The sequence below is a fragment of the Collinsella aerofaciens genome (genome assembly GCF_040910265.1).
Taxonomy (GTDB): Bacteria; Actinomycetota; Coriobacteriia; order Coriobacteriales; family Coriobacteriaceae; genus Collinsella; species Collinsella aerofaciens_BK.
Window position 1 is genome coordinate 99,265 of record NZ_JBDGAW010000002.1, and the last position, 17,271, is coordinate 116,535.

At 60.1% G+C, this 17,271-nt stretch carries 14 protein-coding genes; 8 read left to right on the top strand and 6 right to left on the bottom strand.

Translation table 11 applies throughout. From position 1 onward, the window contains the following. Positions 1 to 11 precede the first annotated feature (11 nt). A complete protein-coding gene (locus AB5Z14_RS01955; protein WP_368130052.1) occupies positions 12 to 881 on the bottom strand; it encodes a patatin-like phospholipase family protein in 870 nt (289 codons plus the stop codon). 314 nt (positions 882 to 1,195) lie between these two features. On the opposite strand from AB5Z14_RS01955, the gene AB5Z14_RS01960 reads away from it, so the two are divergent. The 6 genes from AB5Z14_RS01960 to AB5Z14_RS01985 all read left to right on the top strand — a co-directional run bounded on the left by AB5Z14_RS01960 (position 1,196) and on the right by AB5Z14_RS01985 (position 8,744). After that, positions 1,196 to 3,913 carry a bifunctional diguanylate cyclase/phosphodiesterase gene (locus tag AB5Z14_RS01960; protein WP_368130053.1) on the top strand — a complete coding sequence of 906 codons (2,718 nt, stop codon included), beginning with the start codon at positions 1,196 to 1,198 and terminating at the stop codon, positions 3,911 to 3,913. Positions 3,914 to 4,040: 127 nt separating this feature from the next. Beyond that, positions 4,041 to 5,570, top strand: coding sequence for a diguanylate cyclase domain-containing protein (locus AB5Z14_RS01965; protein ID WP_368130054.1), 1,530 nt, complete (start codon positions 4,041 to 4,043; stop codon positions 5,568 to 5,570). A 111-nt stretch (positions 5,571 to 5,681) separates the two neighbouring features. Next, positions 5,682 to 6,305 (top strand): flavodoxin family protein, encoded by a 624-nt coding sequence (locus tag AB5Z14_RS01970; RefSeq protein WP_368130055.1) that lies wholly within the window; start codon positions 5,682 to 5,684, stop codon positions 6,303 to 6,305. Between the two features lie 181 nt (positions 6,306 to 6,486). Further along, positions 6,487 to 6,825: an arsenate reductase family protein gene (locus AB5Z14_RS01975; protein ID WP_368130056.1), complete on the top strand. Its 339-nt coding sequence runs from the start codon at positions 6,487 to 6,489 to the stop codon at positions 6,823 to 6,825. 86 nt (positions 6,826 to 6,911) lie between these two features. After that, positions 6,912 to 8,042 carry a GTP-binding protein gene (locus tag AB5Z14_RS01980; RefSeq protein ID WP_368130057.1) on the top strand — a complete coding sequence of 377 codons (1,131 nt, stop codon included), beginning with the start codon at positions 6,912 to 6,914 and terminating at the stop codon, positions 8,040 to 8,042. Positions 8,043 to 8,144: 102 nt separating this feature from the next. Further along, the gene (locus AB5Z14_RS01985) at positions 8,145 to 8,744 is read left to right on the top strand and encodes a tRNA (cytidine(34)-2'-O)-methyltransferase (protein WP_368130058.1); all 600 of its coding nucleotides are present in this window, start codon (positions 8,145 to 8,147) and stop codon (positions 8,742 to 8,744) included. A gap of 29 nt (positions 8,745 to 8,773) precedes the next feature. Here AB5Z14_RS01985 and AB5Z14_RS01990 read toward each other — a convergent pair whose 3' ends face one another. The 4 genes from AB5Z14_RS01990 to AB5Z14_RS02005 form a co-directional block, all read right to left on the bottom strand. Beyond that, positions 8,774 to 11,287: an excinuclease ABC subunit UvrA gene (locus AB5Z14_RS01990; protein ID WP_438265643.1), complete on the bottom strand. Its 2,514-nt coding sequence runs from the start codon at positions 11,285 to 11,287 to the stop codon at positions 8,774 to 8,776. After that, on the bottom strand, positions 11,280 to 12,398 hold the full coding sequence (locus tag AB5Z14_RS01995; protein WP_089572898.1) for a DUF8462 domain-containing protein: 1,119 nt from the start codon (positions 12,396 to 12,398) through the stop codon (positions 11,280 to 11,282). The genes AB5Z14_RS01990 and AB5Z14_RS01995 overlap by 8 nt, the downstream gene beginning before the upstream one ends. Positions 12,399 to 12,491: 93 nt before the next feature. Beyond that, positions 12,492 to 14,495, bottom strand: a complete 2,004-nt coding sequence (locus tag AB5Z14_RS02000; protein ID WP_368130060.1) for a GTP-binding protein — start codon at positions 14,493 to 14,495, stop codon at positions 12,492 to 12,494. Between the two features lie 306 nt (positions 14,496 to 14,801). Next, positions 14,802 to 15,290 carry a GNAT family N-acetyltransferase gene (locus tag AB5Z14_RS02005; protein ID WP_117582849.1) on the bottom strand — a complete coding sequence of 163 codons (489 nt, stop codon included), beginning with the start codon at positions 15,288 to 15,290 and terminating at the stop codon, positions 14,802 to 14,804. Positions 15,291 to 15,367: 77 nt separating this feature from the next. Here AB5Z14_RS02005 and AB5Z14_RS02010 point away from each other — a divergent pair, with 77 nt between their 5' ends. Beyond that, positions 15,368 to 15,664, top strand: coding sequence for a hypothetical protein (locus AB5Z14_RS02010; protein ID WP_055310006.1), 297 nt, complete (start codon positions 15,368 to 15,370; stop codon positions 15,662 to 15,664). 48 nt (positions 15,665 to 15,712) lie between these two features. Here the strand turns inward: AB5Z14_RS02010 and AB5Z14_RS02015 are convergent, their stop codons facing one another. Continuing rightward, a complete protein-coding gene (locus AB5Z14_RS02015) occupies positions 15,713 to 16,417 on the bottom strand; it encodes a class I SAM-dependent methyltransferase (protein WP_117805916.1) in 705 nt (234 codons plus the stop codon). Positions 16,418 to 16,852: 435 nt separating this feature from the next. Between AB5Z14_RS02015 and AB5Z14_RS02020 the strand changes: the two genes are divergently transcribed. Continuing rightward, on the top strand, positions 16,853 to 17,254 hold the full coding sequence (locus tag AB5Z14_RS02020; protein WP_368130061.1) for a hypothetical protein: 402 nt from the start codon (positions 16,853 to 16,855) through the stop codon (positions 17,252 to 17,254). Positions 17,255 to 17,271: the final 17 nt, after the last annotated feature.

The following is a 17,271-nucleotide window of genomic DNA, read 5'->3' on the forward strand; positions in this document are numbered from 1 at the left end:
CGCCGTGGCCCCTACCCTGCCAGGTAGGCCTCCAGCGCGGGCAACGTCGCCTCCGCATCGCGGCGACCAATCTGGTAGATGCGCTCGAGTTCATCGGGCTCGCGGCACAACGACGGCACTTTCACCGATTCACTCGGCCGCACCACAAAGATCTCACCAGCGGCCTCACGACGTGCAAGGTCGTCAAGCGTGGCGTTATACACCTCATGTCGATCTCTAAGCGCTGCAACAAACTTTGGATAGCGACAGAACGCGCGTCGCAGCATGGGCATCAGGCTATTGGCCTGTTTTACAAAACCCGCCGGCTGCGTCAGCACCACCACATTGCGGTCGTAACCCTGTGCAAACAGCCAGGCGCTGGGAATAGAATCCGCAACGCCGCCATCCAAATACCGATGCCCATCAATGGCAACAGGCCTGGTCGCCACGGGAATCGCCGACGAAGCACGAATCCATTCAATATCGCGCTCGTCACCGTAAGGCAGGTCATGGTAGACGGCCTCACCTGTCTCGATATCGGTGCATACGCACGTAAACCGCATAGGGCAGGCGCGGTAGGCATCTAAGTCGATGGGATCGCGCTCGATAGGCACCTCGTGATAGGCAAACTCGGCATTGAATATGTCACCGGTGCGCAGCCAGCTGGCCACGCTCGCATAACGCTTGTCGGCACAATAGGCCTTGTTGTAACGAATGGCGCGACCAATCTGGCGCGACTTAAAGTTGTAGCCAAACGCGGCACCTGCCGAGACACCAACCATATGATCGCAGGTCAGGCCATGTTCCATCCAAACGTCGAGCACGCCTGCCGTATACATGCCCCGGTAGCCACCGCCCTCGAGTGCCAGACCCACCGTGTGCGCCTTACTTGGCAGTGCCATGCAACCATCCCCGTCCTCATGCTTTTGAACGGAACAAGTATACCCGTCAACATATACCGTCTCGGTCACATTTGCCAATGCAAACCAAGCACTACCACTCGACGATTATTATTACAGCTGACGATGTTTATACAAACACACCCTATAATGATGTTCGTATCATTAGGCAACAGAACCAAACAGTAGACAACAATCCAGCCTATCGACAAAACAAGGCGGGGACGAAAGTTCACGCGTCCATAGACCGCAGAAGGCCCCGTTATCAATAAGACCATCCAACGCAAGCCATCTCGACCCCAGAAAGCCACTCACATATGGACACAACCAACACCCATACCGAGACGCTCGAAAAGACCATTCAAGACCTGTTCGAGTGTCCGGAAGACCTGGTAAGAATAGCCTTTACCGACCAACTTACCGGCCTTGGCAACCGTGGCGGCTATACCCGCTCGTTGGAAGAACTCTGGGAGCAGGGCGTGCCGGTCACCATGGCGTTTATCGATATCGATAACCTCAAGCACTGCAACGACGCCTTCGGTCACGACGAGGGTAACCGCTACATTATGCAGGTGAGCCTGTACCTTAAGCTCTATATCAAAGTTGACGAGGCGGTGTTTCGCCTGGGTGGCGACGAGTTCGCAATCTTGTCCACCGTCGCGACCGAAGACGACCTTGCCGAGCGCCTTGAGCATTGCCGCTCGGTGCTGCTCAAAAACAACGACGCCGAGATGCCTCACTCGTTTAGCTATGGCGTATCGCATGCCGACCCAAAACTGGGCGAAACGTCCGATCGTATGACGCTCGATGCCGACCACCGCATGTACGACTACAAGCTGCGCCATGCCGTACACCTGGATCGTCGCAATATCAAACAAGTTCATGCAGACGATTTTGAAGTCAGCGACCGCGTCTTCGACGCCTTCTCGATGCTTGACGTGGGACGATATTTCTTTGTCGAAAACTTGGACAAGCATCGCACCCTTTGGTCACAAGGCGCCTTGCGCGATCTCGGTCTTCCTTCGGAGCATATAGACAACTGCCACGATTATTGGAAAACGCGCGTCCATCCCGATGACCTCGAGGCCTATATCAACGATATCAACCAGATTTACAACGGCTCCAAGCACTATCGCGTCATGCAGTATCGAGTGCGCAACGCTGCCGGCGATTACGTGCTTTGTCGCGTCCGAGGCTATCGCATCGACGGAAGCGGAGACACGCCCTCGCTCTACGTTGGCGAACTCGTCAATCACGCTCTGGTCGAGACGATTGACCCCGCAACAGGGCTTGGAACCCAGCGCATGTTGATCGGCGCCATTGACGGTTGTCGCCGCGACAACCGCGGGACGGGCCTTATCGCCGTGCGCGTTCGCGGTACGACGCAGCTCAACGAACGCTATGGGGCCGACGCCGTCGATGCCATGCTTTCCGAGTATGCCGGCCGCATGCTCTCGCTCACCCGCGGCAGAAGCCGCGCATTCCGCTCGCGCAGCGTGCAGTTCGTTGTACTTACCGATAGTCTTGACCGCAATGCCTTCGATCACCTCGTTCGTGATTTGGAACATGTTGTCTCAGAACCCATCCAGATTGCCGGCGACGCCATCACCCCCACATGCCTAGTCGTGCCTGTCTACTACGAGCGCCTTGTTAACCAGGCGCCGGCCGTTTTGGACGAACTCGACCGCCGCGTTCGCGCCATAAACGGACCGTTCCACAACGACAGTCCCTGCATTCCCGAAATCAAGCGCAAAGGCGCAATCACCGAGCGCATCGACCCGCTCACCGGCCTCTACCGCCCCAGTGAGTTTATGCGACGCGCCAATGCCTTTCTGTCGACGGCGCAAGGCAGCGCATGGTGCATTGCCACCGTCGACATGGGACACATGCGCCTGTTTAACGAATGGCACGGACAAACCGAGGGCGACCGCGTGCTTGCCGATGTGGGCACGGTGCTTAAGGATATCGAGAACGTGGGCATTGGCGTTGCGGGTTACTGGGGCATGGACGACTTTTGCATCCTCGCTCCCTTTGACCGCGATACGATTCATCGAATTTATGCCAGCGTGCGCGAGGCGGTTGCCAGGCACGACGACGGCGTGGGTTTTTGGCCGTCCATGGGCGTCTACCCCATCGATCCCCGTGAGGAGATCACCATCGACGCTCAGGCAAAGGCCATGTATGCCAACCGTCGCGCCAAAAATGACTTTAAAGACCGCATCGCCGTTTTCAGCCCCCAGGAGTACGCCCACGAGGTTGCGTTTCACAACACCCTCACCGAGTTCCAATATGCGCTCTCCAACGATCGTATCACCTACTACCTGCAGCCCCAGGTGGACATGGAAACCGGCGAGATTGTTGGTGCCGAGGCGCTCACGCGCTGGATTGGTAATGACGGCACCATCATTCCGCCCGTTTCCTTTATCCCGGCGCTCGAGGAAAGCGGTTTTGTGGTGACGCTCGACAAATATATCTGGCAGGGCGTTGCCTTGTGGCTTCGCAAGCGCCTTGACCAGGGGCTTCGCGTGGTTCCGATCTCGCTTAATGTGTCGCGCGTGGATATCCTTGCCTGCGACGTCGCCGAGCATATGAGTGCGCTTGCCGCCAGCTACAATCTATCGCCCGAGCTCATGCGCATCGAGATTACCGAGACTGCCTATACCGGAGAGCCCGAGGCTGTGGATAAACTGACGGCCGACCTGCACACCCGCGGCTTCTCGACCTACATGGACGATTTTGGCACCGGCCAGTCCACGCTCGCGATGCTCAAAAACGTCAACGTCGACGTCATCAAACTCGACCGCACGTTTGTGCCCGTCGACGGCGATCAAGGCCGTAGCGCGCAAATCATTTCATCGATGCTCGGGATGGCGCAATCGCTCGATCTGCCCGTTGTGATCGAAGGCATCGAGACGGAGGCGCAGGCTCAGCTGCTGCGTCAGATGGGCGCACGCTATGCACAGGGTTTCCTCTACTACCGTCCTATGCCGGCGGTAGATTTTGAGGCATTGCTCGATGGCGATGGCGAGGATTGATGCGTTCACATGCAGGCCGCTACCGTTGAGGGGCACGTTTGTCCCCATTGGCTAACTTATTATCCCCATTAAAATGCAATTGGGCATATGATACAAACCATTGTCTCGCCCAAGGAGGTTTTACATCATGAACGAGTCGTATCGCCTGGGCGAGCAATCAATCATCGCCCACCTTCAACGACTTGCGAACGGGGCCTCAACCGCCGAGCTCGATGTTTCGGCATTGCCCGCAGAGCTGCGTGCCATTGGCGAGCAGCTACAAAAAACGTATGCCGTCCTGAAGCAAGAACGGCAGTTGCTTGAGCGCAGCGCCTATATCGACCCGCTCACCAATCTTGGCAACCGTGGCGGGCTCGACCGCCACGTCGATCAACTCTGGCGCAAAGGCGTCCCCTTCACCTGCGCCTATATCGACATCGACCACCTCAAGCATTGCAACGATACGTTTGGCCACGCCGAGGGCAACCGCTACATTCTGGGCATCTGCCGCGTGCTCACCGAAACAATGAAGCACGATGACCTGCTGTTCCGTATCGGCGGAGACGAATTTGTACTCGTGTCTCCTACGGTAGACGAAGCCGAGCTCGAGCGGCGCCTAGAGCGGACGCGCAGCGATCTTATCGAGGCAACATCGGACGGCAAAGCGCCCATGATCGCGAGCTTTAGTTTTGGCTGCTCGCGCGTTGACCCGCTTGCTGGCGATACGCATCGCCAGACGGTCATGGACGCCGACCGAAAAATGTATCGCTACAAGCTCATGCACCGCGTGCAGCAACCGAAAGAAGACAACGCGTCGCAACGCCCGATCGCCGATCAGCTTCCCTGCAACGACCGCGTGTTCCAAGCGATCTCCATGAGCTCCGAGACGCGCTATCCGTTTATCCTTAACCTCGATACCGGCGAATCGCAATGGTCGATTAATGCCGTGCGCGATTTCGGTTTGCCCTCGCAACACCCCTACAACTCTGTCGACATGTGGCTTGCCCGCGTTCACCCCGAAGACCGCGCCAATGTACGCACCGAGCTCGATATGGTGCTAAACGGCACGTGGCACTTCCATTACATGCAGTATCGCGTCATGGACGCCACCGGAAAATACGTGCTTTGTGACTGTACGGGCTACCGCCTGGACGCCACCGATACCGAGCCCAACATGTATGTGGGCATTATCATCAACCGAAGCTTGGCAGATACGACCGATTCCGTGACCGGCTTGGGCGATATCCACACCCTGGTCAACGCCATTGGCGAGATGCGTCGCGTGGCGCACGAGGTGGGCTTCGTCGCCATTAAAATTGACGATATCGCTCAGGTCAATGCCCGCTTTGGCTTTGATGCGGGCGACCGCGTTTTGGCAGAAAGCGCCGCCTGCCTCATGGAGTGCTCGCGCGGCAAGGGTCGCCTGTTCCGCTCAACCGGACCGATGTTCGTGGCGCTTTTCGACGATCTTGGTTCCGAAGAGACCGATGCGATCGCAGACGAAATCGAGCGGTTCTTAGGGTCGCCCGTGCTCTTTGGCTCATTTGAATATCAGCCGCCCCTTCGCGTGGCGACGCTTCATCTGGACGCCGTCGACCGACAACCTGTTTCCATTTTGAACGAGCTCAAAGCTCTGCTTAAAGAGGCGCCGCAGATACCGGGCACCAAACTGAACTAGCGTCGTGGGGCGCGATGTGAAACACAAGCCGTTTCGCATCGCGCCCCACGCCATCTGCCCGCTCGTGCGATAATCCTCCGCAGAAGTCACCGACAGCAGAGGGAGTTTGTGATGAAGGTTCTTTTGGTCAATGGCAGTCCCAAGGCAAACGGCAACACCGCCCGCGCACTCGCCGAGGTCGCCGAGCAGCTTAGCGCCGAGGGCATCGACAGTGAGGTGTTCCAGCTGGGCGCCAAGCCCATCCGCGATTGTATCGGCTGCGGCCAGTGCGGCAATCTTGATGGGCGCTGCACCTTCGACGAGGATGTGGTAAACGAGCTTATCGCCGCCGCCGAGCAGGCAGACGGCTTTGTCTTTGGCTCGCCCGTCTACTATGCGCACCCCAGCGGCCGCATTCTTTCGGCCCTCGACCGTGCCTTCTATGCGGGCGGCCGCGCCTTTGAGCACAAGCCTGGCGCCGCGGTCGCCGTTGCCCGTCGTGGCGGCACGTCGACCACCTTCGATGTGCTCAACAAGTACTTCACCATTAAGCAAATGCCCGTAGTTGCCTCCACCTACTGGAACAACGTGTTTGGCCGCGTGCCCGGCGACGCCGATGGGGATGCCGAGGGCCTTGCCACCATGCGAAACATCGGCAAAAACATGGCCTGGCTCCTGCGTTGCATCGAAGCAGGCCGCGCCGCCGGCATCAACGCGCCCAAAGCAGATCGCGCAACGACCAATTTCATTCGATAAGACCAGCGGTGGTCACCTCGATGTTTCGTTAATGTCAGCGAAAAACCAGCTGATGAGGCAAGGTGTCTTGAAAGAGGAGGGCGCTGGGCTTTTGCCCGCGCCCGACGATTGAAAGGCAGATTGCCCATCAGATGGCTTTGCAGCGTCGAGGTGACCGCCGTTCGTTAGAACGGCGGAACATATGATCCAAATCTTCGGCACCAAAAAGTCCTTCGATACCAAGAAGGCCCAGCGCTATTTTAAGGAGCGCCGCATTAAGGTGCAGTTTATTGACCTGAAGGAAAAGGAGATGAGCAAGGGCGAGCTCACGAGCGTGATGCAGGCGGTCGGCGGCATCGACAAGCTGCTCAACCCCAAGGCCAAGGACGAGGAGGCGCTCGCGCTCATCCAGCACCTCACCCCTAGCCAGCGCTTCGACAAGTTGCTCGAAAACCAGCAGGTTCTAGCCGAGCCCATCGTGCGCAACGGCAAAAAGGCCACCGTCGGTTATTGCCCCGATGTATGGGGAGCCTGGGAGTAGCCTGTGTTATTTGCCGGCGCGTGGGTATAAGAGCAGGCGTTTGGCATAAGATTCAACTGTAAGCCATGTCTAACAAAGGAGGGCACATGCCCAACAAACCCGTGAAGATCATCATGCTTACCGGATACCTCGGTGCCGGCAAGACCACGCTGCTCAACCACATCCTCGCTAACGACGGCGGCATCCGCGCAGCCGTGATCGTCAACGATATCGGCGAGATTAACGTCGACGCCAGCCTCATCGCCGACGGCGGCCTTTCCGAGACCGACGACCTCATCCCGCTCACCAACGGCTGCATCTGTTGCACGCTTTCGGACGACCTTGCCAACCAGCTGCAGGGCATCGCCGATTCGGGCAAGTTCGACTACATCATCATCGAGGCATCGGGCATTTGCGAGCCTATCCCCATCGCCTACACCATCTCGAGCTTCTGCGATGAGGCCAAAGTGGGCGGCGAGCCCAAGCTTGCGCTCGACAACATCGTGGCCGTGGTCGACTGCGCCCGCATGTACGACGAGTTCAACGGCGGTCGCGACCTGCTGGCCGAGGATATCGACGAGGACGACATCGAGAGCCTGCTCATCCAGCAGATCGAGTTCTGCTCCACGCTGATCCTCAACAAGACCGATACCGTGAGCCCTGAGCAGATCGCCGAGCTCAAGGCTATCGTGCGCAGCCTGCAGAAGGACGCCGTGATTGTCGAGGCTCAAAACGGCGAGGTCCCCATGGAGGAGCTGCTCGATACCGACCGTTTCGACTTTATGCGCGCCTACAACTCCGCCGCTTGGATCGAGGCCATGGAGCATCCCGAAGAGCACGACGACCCCGAGGTGCTCGAGTACGACATCGAGACCTTTGTGTACTCACGCCGCAAGCCGTTTGACCTGCAGAAGTTCACCGATTTTGTTGAGCAAGAGTGGCCCGACGAGGTCATCCGCGTCAAGGGTCCGCTGTGGCAGGCCAGCAATCCGGACATGTGCTACATGTTTGAGCAGGCCGGCCACCAGATGCGCCTGATGGAGAACGGTCTGTTTGTCGACTCGGCGCCCGAAGGCGAGAAGCAGAAGATCATCGACGAGAACCCCGAGATCATGCAGATTTGGGACGACGAGACGGGCGACCGCATGACGAGCCTGTGCATCATCGGTCGTCACATGGACAAGGATGCGCTCATCGCCTCCCTCGATGCCTGCCTGACCGACTGGCACCGCGCCTAGGTTTATCGAGGCGGATTTGTCCGCCCGTCACGCAGCCGCCAAACCACCACGAAGGTGTCTGTCCCCTTCGTGGTGGTTTTTCGTTCTGAGCCAAGGAGATTCATGTTCAACATTGTGCTGTATGCGCCCGAGATTCCGGCCAATACGGGCAATATCGGCCGTACCTGCGTGGTCACCGGCGCCCGCCTGCATCTGGTGGAGCCGCTGGGCTTTTCGCTCGATGACAAGACGGTACGTCGCGCCGGCCTGGGCTACTGGCAAAACTTGGATGTGACGACCTATGCCGGCTGGGAGGATTTCCTTGCACGCAACGGCCTCTCCCCCGCCGACGAGCGCCTGCATCTGCTGACCAAAAAGGCACGCCGCACCTATGCGCAGAGCACCTACCGCGATGGCGACTACTTGGTCTTTGGCAGCGAGAGCTCGGGCATTCCCGAGCCGCTGCTTGCCGCGGCGCCCGAGCGCTGCGAACGCATCCCCATGTTGCGCGATTGCGATTCGCTTGACAACGCCGAGGCCTGGGAAGCCCACGAGGAATCGCTCGGACATACCGAGGACAGCCACGAAGCCATCCTTCAACAGGATATCTGCGGCAACTTCGTCGACCCGGACGACTACCGCATCAGCGCACTCAACCTCTCCAACAGCGCTGCTATCGTCCTCTACGAGGCCCTGCGCCAAACAGGCTTTCCGAGAATGTGACAAAGGGACTGCCCCTTTTTCACATTCGCTTATAGGTAGCGGCCGGTGATGCTTGCGGAGCAGGCTGCGATGTCGCCCGGCGTACCGGCGCAGACGATTTGCCCGCCCGCGTCGCCACCGCCCGGACCCATGTCGATCACATAATCGGCGTTACGGATAAGATCGAGGTCGTGCTCGATCACGACAACTGTGGCGCCCTTGGCAACGAGACCGTCGAACACGCTCAGCAACACCTGAACATCGAGCGGATGTAGTCCGATCGTGGGCTCATCGAATACGAATACGGCATCGTCCTGCACGCGGCCCATCTCGCTCGCAAGCTTAAGACGCTGCGCCTCGCCGCCCGAAAGCGCCGGTGTGGGCTCACCGAGCGTGAGATAGCCCAAGCCCAGGTCGTGCAAGGTCTGTAAGCGTGCCTGAACTTTCTTGAGCCCCACCGTGGCGTCGAGCGCTTCGTCCACACTCATGTCCATGAGCTGCGGCAACGTCAGTAAGCTCCCGTCCTTGCCCTCGCGATGGATATGCGAAGCCGCGTCTGCATAACGTGAGCCGCGACATGCCGGGCAGACGATCTCGACGTCGGGCAAAAACTGCACGTCGAGCGATATCGAACCCGTGCCATCGCACGTAGGGCAGCGCAAAGCGCCAGTGTTGTAGCTAAATGCGCCTGCCTTGTAGCCGGCTGCCTTGGCCTCGGGCGTGCGGGCGAAGGCGCGACGCAGTTCATCATGGATGTCGGCATAAGTCGCCACCGTCGAGCGCACGTTGGCGCCGATAGGCGTAGCGTCAATCAGGTTTGCGCGGGCAATGCCTTCGGCATCGACCCAACGCACGTGTTTTGGCAGGCGCTCGCTGGCTGCCTGCGCCTTAAGTGCCGGGATGAGTGTCTCGAGCACCAACGTCGTCTTACCCGAACCCGAAACGCCCGTCACCGCGACAAGGCGACCGCGCGGTATATCGACTTCGAGCGGTTTGACGGTATGGATGGCATCGGTCGCCATGCGGATATGGCCCCGGTCAAACATTTCGTCGTCAGGCACCTGCGGACGCAAGCGCTCAGGCTCCGAGCGCAAAAATGGGGCGATGCGGCTGCCCTGCGATTCTTCGACCTCGCCTACCGCGCCCGCGGCGATCACATTGCCGCCGCCTGCTCCGGCAACGGGGCCCATCTCGACCAGATAGTCGGCTTCCGCCAGTACGCGCGTGTCGTGGTCGACAACGACCACGGTGTTGCCGTCATCCACCAAATCGCGCATCACGCCTACCAGGCCGTCGACATTGGCAGGATGCAAGCCAATCGAGGGCTCGTCCAGCACATAGAGCACGCCCGTCGATCGGTTACGCACCACGCGGGCGAGCTGCACGCGCTGACGCTCGCCCGTGGAGAGCGTGGCACCGGCGCGGTCGAGTGAAAGGTAATCGAGGCCCAGATCGACCAGTCGACGGGCCGTGCTCAAAAACGAATCGCAGATATCCGTCGCCATGGGCTGCATCTCGGCCGGCAAGGATGCGGGCACCCCGCGCACCCACTCAATCGCCTCACCCAGCGTCATAGCCGCGGCCTGCGCCAGATTGATACCGCGCACCTGGGGATGGCGTGCGGCCTCGGAGAGACGCGTGCCGCCACAGTCACGGCATGGCCCCTCGCGCAAAAAGCGCGCCACGCGCTTGAGGCCCTTGTCGTCCTTAACCTTGGCGAGCGCATTCTCGACGGTATAGACAGCGTTGTAATAGGTAAAATCGAGCGGCGTGGCGCCCTCGCCGTTTTTGGGAACGTAGAGAATGTGCTTTTTAACCGCCGGACCGTGGAACACGATGTCGCGCTCTTGAGGCGTGAGCTGGTTAAACGGCACGTCGGTGCGCACGCCCATCTCGCCGGCTACCTGCTTCATCAGATCCCACATGAGCGTACCCCAGGGAAGCACCGCGCCTTCGTTGATGGTCTTTGACTCGTCGGGCACCAGGCTCGCTTCGTCCACCTCGCGCATGACACCGGTGCCGCCGCAGGTAGGGCACGCACCGCCGCTGTTAAAGGCAAGGTCCTCGGCACTCGGCGCGTAGAACTCGCGGCCGCATGCGGGGCACGTGAGCGACAGGCCCGCAGCCACGTTAAGGCTCGGCTCCACACGCGCCCCGCAATGTGGGCACACGTGATGGGCACAGCGGCTAAAGAGCAAACGCAGACTGTTGTTGAGCTCGGTCATGGTACCAAAGGTCGAGCGCACGCCTGGCACACTGGGACGCTGATGCAACGCGAGTGCCGCCGGTACGTGCAATACCTCGTCCACCTGGGCGTGCTCGGCCTGCGTCAGGCGACGTCGAGTATAGGTGCTGAGCGCCTCCAGGTAACGGCGCGAGCCCTCGGCATAAAGAACTCCCAGCGCCAGCGAGCTCTTGCCCGAGCCCGACACGCCGGCAATGCCCACGAGCCTCCCCAGCGGAATATCGATATCGATGTCCTTGAGATTGTGGACACGTGCACCGCGCACCTCGATAGCCTGCGGGCTCATCTTCTGTTCCGTCACCTTTATCACCCTACTCATGCCATAAAACGCGGTCGCGGATATACTCGCCCAGCATGGGCACGGTAAACCGCACAAGGCCGTATCCGGCGGCCTCGATGACGCGCTCGCGAATCAGGCTTGCGCGATATTTACTCGCCCAGCTCTGGGTACGGTCGCAGCGCTCAATGATATCCGCCGTGCGCGTCGGCTTGTCCTCGTCAACCGCCATAGCCTCGATAAAGAGGCGCTGAGGGCTGCGCAGACCGTAATACAGAGGTGCGTCAACCGCTTCGTAGAACTCGGAGACGGCATCCGCATGGCCATTCTCGACATCGCGCCTTTCGATGACCTGCGAGCCACGCCGGACAGCAGACCGCCACATGTAATAGCCCACCAGCTGAACCATATAGGGATGCCCCATGCTCTTGCGCGCCGCAAGGTCCGCCGTCTCCGCGTCAACGTAAAGACCAGCGTCTTTGACCGTCTGGATATACGAATCGCGCACTTTGGGCAAAGATATTGCCCCCAACGTACGCTGCTGGGCACGCCGCAAAAACGTCACGCTCGGCTCTTCGAGCAGATCGTCAACCATACTGGGCAAGCCGGCGAACGCCAGCGCAAGACCGCGCTGGTCGCTATCGGGCAAGCCCGTGGCATCCTGGTCTCCGAGCACCTGCTGATAGAGGACGGCAAGAGCCGCCAGTTCCTCGATAGACACCGATTGTGCCTCGTCAATCGCAAACAAGACGCCCTTGCCCGGACCGAGCTTCTTGAGACGCTCGTTGACCAGCCCTCGCAATGTCTCGCCTTTTGCCCGCGCCGCCTCGACCGACATCCGGCCAAACGACGGCCCAAACTCCATTGACGTCACAACGGGTTTATTCGAGCGAAGCGCGTCGGCCAAGCGGTCGCACAAACCAAGCGAAGCGGAATCGGAGACAACCGCCCATCCGCGCTCGCTGGCTAGACGTTGCAGCTCCCGCAGGAGAACCGTTTTGCCACAGCCGCGGTTTCCCGTAATGAGCATGAGCCTGCCCGGCGCTCCGGCGCCGTTGTCGAGCCCTTCCTCAAAATCTTCGATGACCGACTCGCGACCGATGAGTATCGGAGGCCGCTTACCAGCTGTGGGCTTAAAGGGATTTGGATTCATATCGGCCTCCTCGGATTGGCAAACCCTGGTAACAGTTATACCAACTTATACTGAGTTATACCAATAGCATGTGACAAAGGGGCTGTCCCTTTGTCACATGTGGCCGAAAAACTCGGCGTCTGCTGCTCGCCAGGGACGGAAGGTGGCGGGATCGATCTTTACGTGCGCTGCGGCGGGCACGTCATACCATTTGACCGTGTAGCCGGCGCCATGAGAGCAAAAGACCGAGTCGGGTGTGTTGGGCAGATCGGCCTCGGGCTCATAGGCGGCCGTCTCGATTACGCGCTCGGCATCATGGCAAGCCGCATAACCGGCGAACTCCAGGTACAGATGACCGCGCCCGCTCGTGTAGGCAGCCACCTCCAGCGCGTAATCCTGCACCTCGGATGCCGGCACGCGACCCACAAGCTTCGCTCGGTCTCCCGCCATCGTCGGCGGCTCGTACTCGGCACCCATGCGTGTGGCATCTGACAACGCCCGGCCCACGCACTCCCCCGGCACCTCGAGCTCAAAGTGGTACCACGGCTCCAGCAACACGTCTGCGCCGACCTCGCGCGCCTGCATAAAACCCTGGCGAATCGCGCGATACGTGGCCTGGCGAAAATCGCCGCCCTCGGTGTGTTTGGCATGCGCGCGGCCGCCCGTGAGCGTAATGCGCACATCGGTGATGGGCGAGCCCGTCAGCACGCCCAGGTGGTCGCGCTCCATAGCGTTGGTGAGTGCCAAACGCTGCCAGTTAAGATCGAGCTCGTCGGTCGAGGTCACGGTGCCAAACTGCACACCCGAACCCGCCGGCAACGGCTCCAGGCGCAGATGCACCTCGGCATAGTGGCGCAGCGGCTCAAAGTGGCCCACGCCCTCGACCGGCCGCGAAATAGTCTCCTTATAGAGAATGCCGCCGGGCTCAAACGCAACCGAAAGGCCAAAGCGATCGGCCAACACCCGCTGCACGACCTCGAGTTGCACGGCGCCCATCAACTGCAAATGGATCTGCTCAAGATGCGTATTCCAGCTTACGCCGAGCATGGGATCTTCGTCCGCCAACTCACTCAGCGCTTTAAACACCGCATGAACGTCGTGTTCGCCCGGCAGCACCGTATAGGTGAGGACCGGAGCGATGACGGGCGCATCGCCCGCGGGCTCCGTGCCCAGGGCGTCCCCTGGGCGAACGTGCGCAAGACCCGTCACGGCGCAAATACCGCCAGCAGCAACTTCTTGGGCAAGCTCATACTTCTCGCCGTTATAGATGCGTACCTGATCGACCTTCTGTTCCCACGCCTCGGCACTGGAATGCCCGCTGATCATCTGTTTTGCGCGCAGCGTGCCGCCGGTCACTTTAACCCAAGCCAAGCGCTCGCCACGATCCCCGCGGCTGACACGATAGACGCGCGCGGCAAACTCCGGGAGCCACGCCTGCTCACGCATCAGCGCGCATATACCATCCAGTAGCTCGTCAACGCCTTGGTCCTTGAGCGCCGAGCCGGCAAAGCAGGGAAAGAGCTTGCGCTCGGCAACCATGCGCGACAGCGTTGCGACAGAAAGCTCACCCGCTTCAAGAAACTCCTCGAGCGCCGCTTCGTCCAACGCAGCAGCGTCCTCCTGAACGGCGCCGCCCGCCAGCAGCTCGTTGGCATCCAGGCAGCCCTCGGAAAGACGCTGCCCGAGTTGTGCCAGCAAAACATCGCGGCCGGGATTCTCCAAATCGATCTTGTTGATGAAGATGAACGTCGGGATGTCATAGCGTGCAAGCAGGCGCCACAGGGTTTCGGTGTGCCCCTGCACGCCATCGTTGGCGCCCACCACCAGAATCGCGTAGTCCAGGGCACGCAGTGTGCGCTCCGCCTCGGCAGAAAAATCGACATGGCCGGGAGCATCCACGAGCATGACGTGGGTATCGCCGTGGTCGAGCACGGCCTGCGACGAGAAAATCGTGATGCCGCGCTCGCGCTCGATCGTGTTAGTGTCCAGATGCGAATCGCCATCGTCCACGCGGCCACGCTTGCGAATGCGGCCCGCGTTGAACAGCATGGCCTCGGCCAACGTGGTCTTGCCGGCATCGACATGCGCCAAGATTCCAACGACCGCTTGCTTCGACATGGCTCTCCTCTTATTGCAAGCCCATCGCACGCGGCAACGGGCGTTCACGCTCCACACTGGATGATACAATTTACGGGCCGGTGGGCGAAGCGGGCCCTATCCCCCGACCGAGCTCATCGCCCCGCGTTGCCGCGCGGCGATTTTCGTAGGTTCGCGCCTTGCGAAAGCCGGCACCTCCCCTTTTTGTCTGCCCGGGTTCATCTGGGGCGGTAACAATGCGAGTCCCACAACGACGCGTTTTACCAAAAATGGCCCCACTCGGGGCCATTTTTTATTTGAGCTGGGTGATGATACGTGCCTTGGCTCCTACGCCTCGCGCAGCCAATCAAACGCGACACGCGCCGTGCCGTCGGACACATAGACGATACCGACACGCTCGAACCCCGCCTTGGCGATGGCGCCCTGCATGGGCAAGTTGTCCTCGTGCGTGTCAATACGCAGATGGTCGGCGCATTCCTTGGCAAAGGCAAACATCGCCGCCGCGATACCGTGCACGGTGCCGTCGGATGCCACGCGATGCAGCACGGCATACGGAGTGTCGCTGCGCCATTGACCGTCCTCAATCACGTCATAGCACTCGTCCGGACCCGGTAAAAAGGCAAACGTCGCCACCACGCGGCCGTCGACTTCGCACACGTAACTGCCACCAGCGGCAATATCGGCAGCCAGCTGCTCGGCCGAAGGCGTGCCCTCGGGCCACTGCGTGGCGTTGCCATGCGCGCGCATAAAGGCGCGGGCCGCGTCATAGATAGCCATGACGGCGGGAATGTCGGTATCGAGGGTTTTTCTGATCATCACGCGGCGACCTCACGTTTATTGGTATCACTTTGATTGAGCAATGATACCAACGTTTGGAGAGGAGCGCGAAGCAGATGGGGAGCAAAAAGCGAGCCGCCTGGTCAAAAGCCAAAAGCGAGTTTTTGGGCGCTGCCACCGGCGGCGATATGAGCGACCTGTTTGCACGCGAGGACGAGCGCCGCGACGCCCTGGACGCCGAGCGCGACGAGGCTTGGCGCTATAAGTCGTGCGAGCGCAAAAACCGTTACGACACACGCGCCGAAGCCGAGGCCGTTATGGCCGACTGCGAAAACCGCGGACGGCGTGGTTTGGCCTGCTACAAATGCGAATACTGCGGCGGCTGGCACCTGACGTCGCACCCTTGGAAATAGACCCCGCATCGGCACGGCGCTGGCGAAGCGCCAGCCATCGTGCACAAGCTACGGGCGCGGCGGCACCAAAACATCGTAACGAACGGCCTTGCCCGCAAGCTGATAGCTCGGCTTAACGCCGGCAAGCAGCGGCCCCTTCACCGGTCGCTTGATAACGACCTTGCGCGGGTGCACCGCAAGCGCAGCTTCGACCAGCGTCTCCTCGTCGGCGCACGGCTGCTCCAGATGGTGCAAGAGCTGAAACTTCTTTTTCACCGCCGCGCTCTTGGTGCGCTCGGGAAACATGGGGTCCAGATACACCACGTCGGGAGCCGCGAGCTCGCCTTGCTTGATCAGCTCGGCCGTATGGCGAAGGCCGGCAATGCTGTCCTCGCCCGCATGTAAGCGCATGCGCGCCACAGCAGCCGCAAGCGCCGGATCATCTGCCGCGCGATCCAAGGCGTCCTTGAGGAGTGCCGCGATTACGCAATCCTGTTCATACAGATCGACGGTAAAGCCCGCGGCCGCCAGCAGCAGCGAATCCTCACCAAAGCCCGCCGTGGCATCAATCGCCCATGGGCGCTCGATGCCTTTTGTGCGCGCAACCTTTACCAGCAGCTCTTGCTGCAGGCGGCCCTGCTTGAGTCGTGGCAGCATGCGGCCAAAATCGGCGCGCAATTCCATCGTGCCGTCGGTGAGCGTGAGGCCCTCGGACTTCCCGGTCAGCTCAAGCCCCGCGGCCCGAGCAACAGAAAAGGGATCGACGACGCCCATGGACACTCCTTAGCAAACAAAACGAATACGTGAGCGCCACCTCAGTTGGCACCCAACCGTCCGTTATTGTCCCACATGCGACATGGTCCACAGCATCCCAATGCAAAGCACCGCCATCAATCCCGTGCACACGGCAGCGATCACAGAATCACCCATGCGCCTTCCCAACGACCGCGGTTCACGCACTTGCTCTGGTCCGTACATCATGGCTCCTCCTTAGACTCACTTCTTATCACGGCCTCATCATCGCAGCGCCGCACATGAGCTGCCATCGATTTGACTTACAGCTGGCTTTCCTTTTTGAAAGATTGCCCTGCACAGGCGAGAAGCGCTTTCTAACACACACGCCGTCACGTTGAACTACAATGTGCTTCACGATATGTGCAGCATATGGGACGCGCCAGACTGGCAGCGCCCGAATCGAAAGGACTACCTATGAGCGCCGCGCGCAAGACACTCAAAATCCTTGCCCTCATCTATTTTGTTTTGGGCATCGCCAGCCTCGTCATCGGTATCACCGGCATCGCAACCGGCAAATTTGAATCCGTCTACGGATCGAACGCCATGCTCGCCGCGGTCGTGCTCGCCGCCAAGGGCGTTATCGACCTTGCCGCAGGTGTTGCGGGCATCAAGGGCGCCAACAAGCCTTCGCAGGTGGATGGCGCGTTTAAGCTCGGCATCGTTGCCGCAATCGCCACGATTGCGCAGGCTGTGCTCACCCTTCCCGCGTTTGGCGGCGACGCCATCAACTTTGGCGCCTTTGTCATCGTGGTCTACGACCTGTTCTTTGTTCAGCAGGCACACGCCGTCAAGGCCGAGAACAAGGACCGCCTGTAAGCGCTCACTTCTCATAG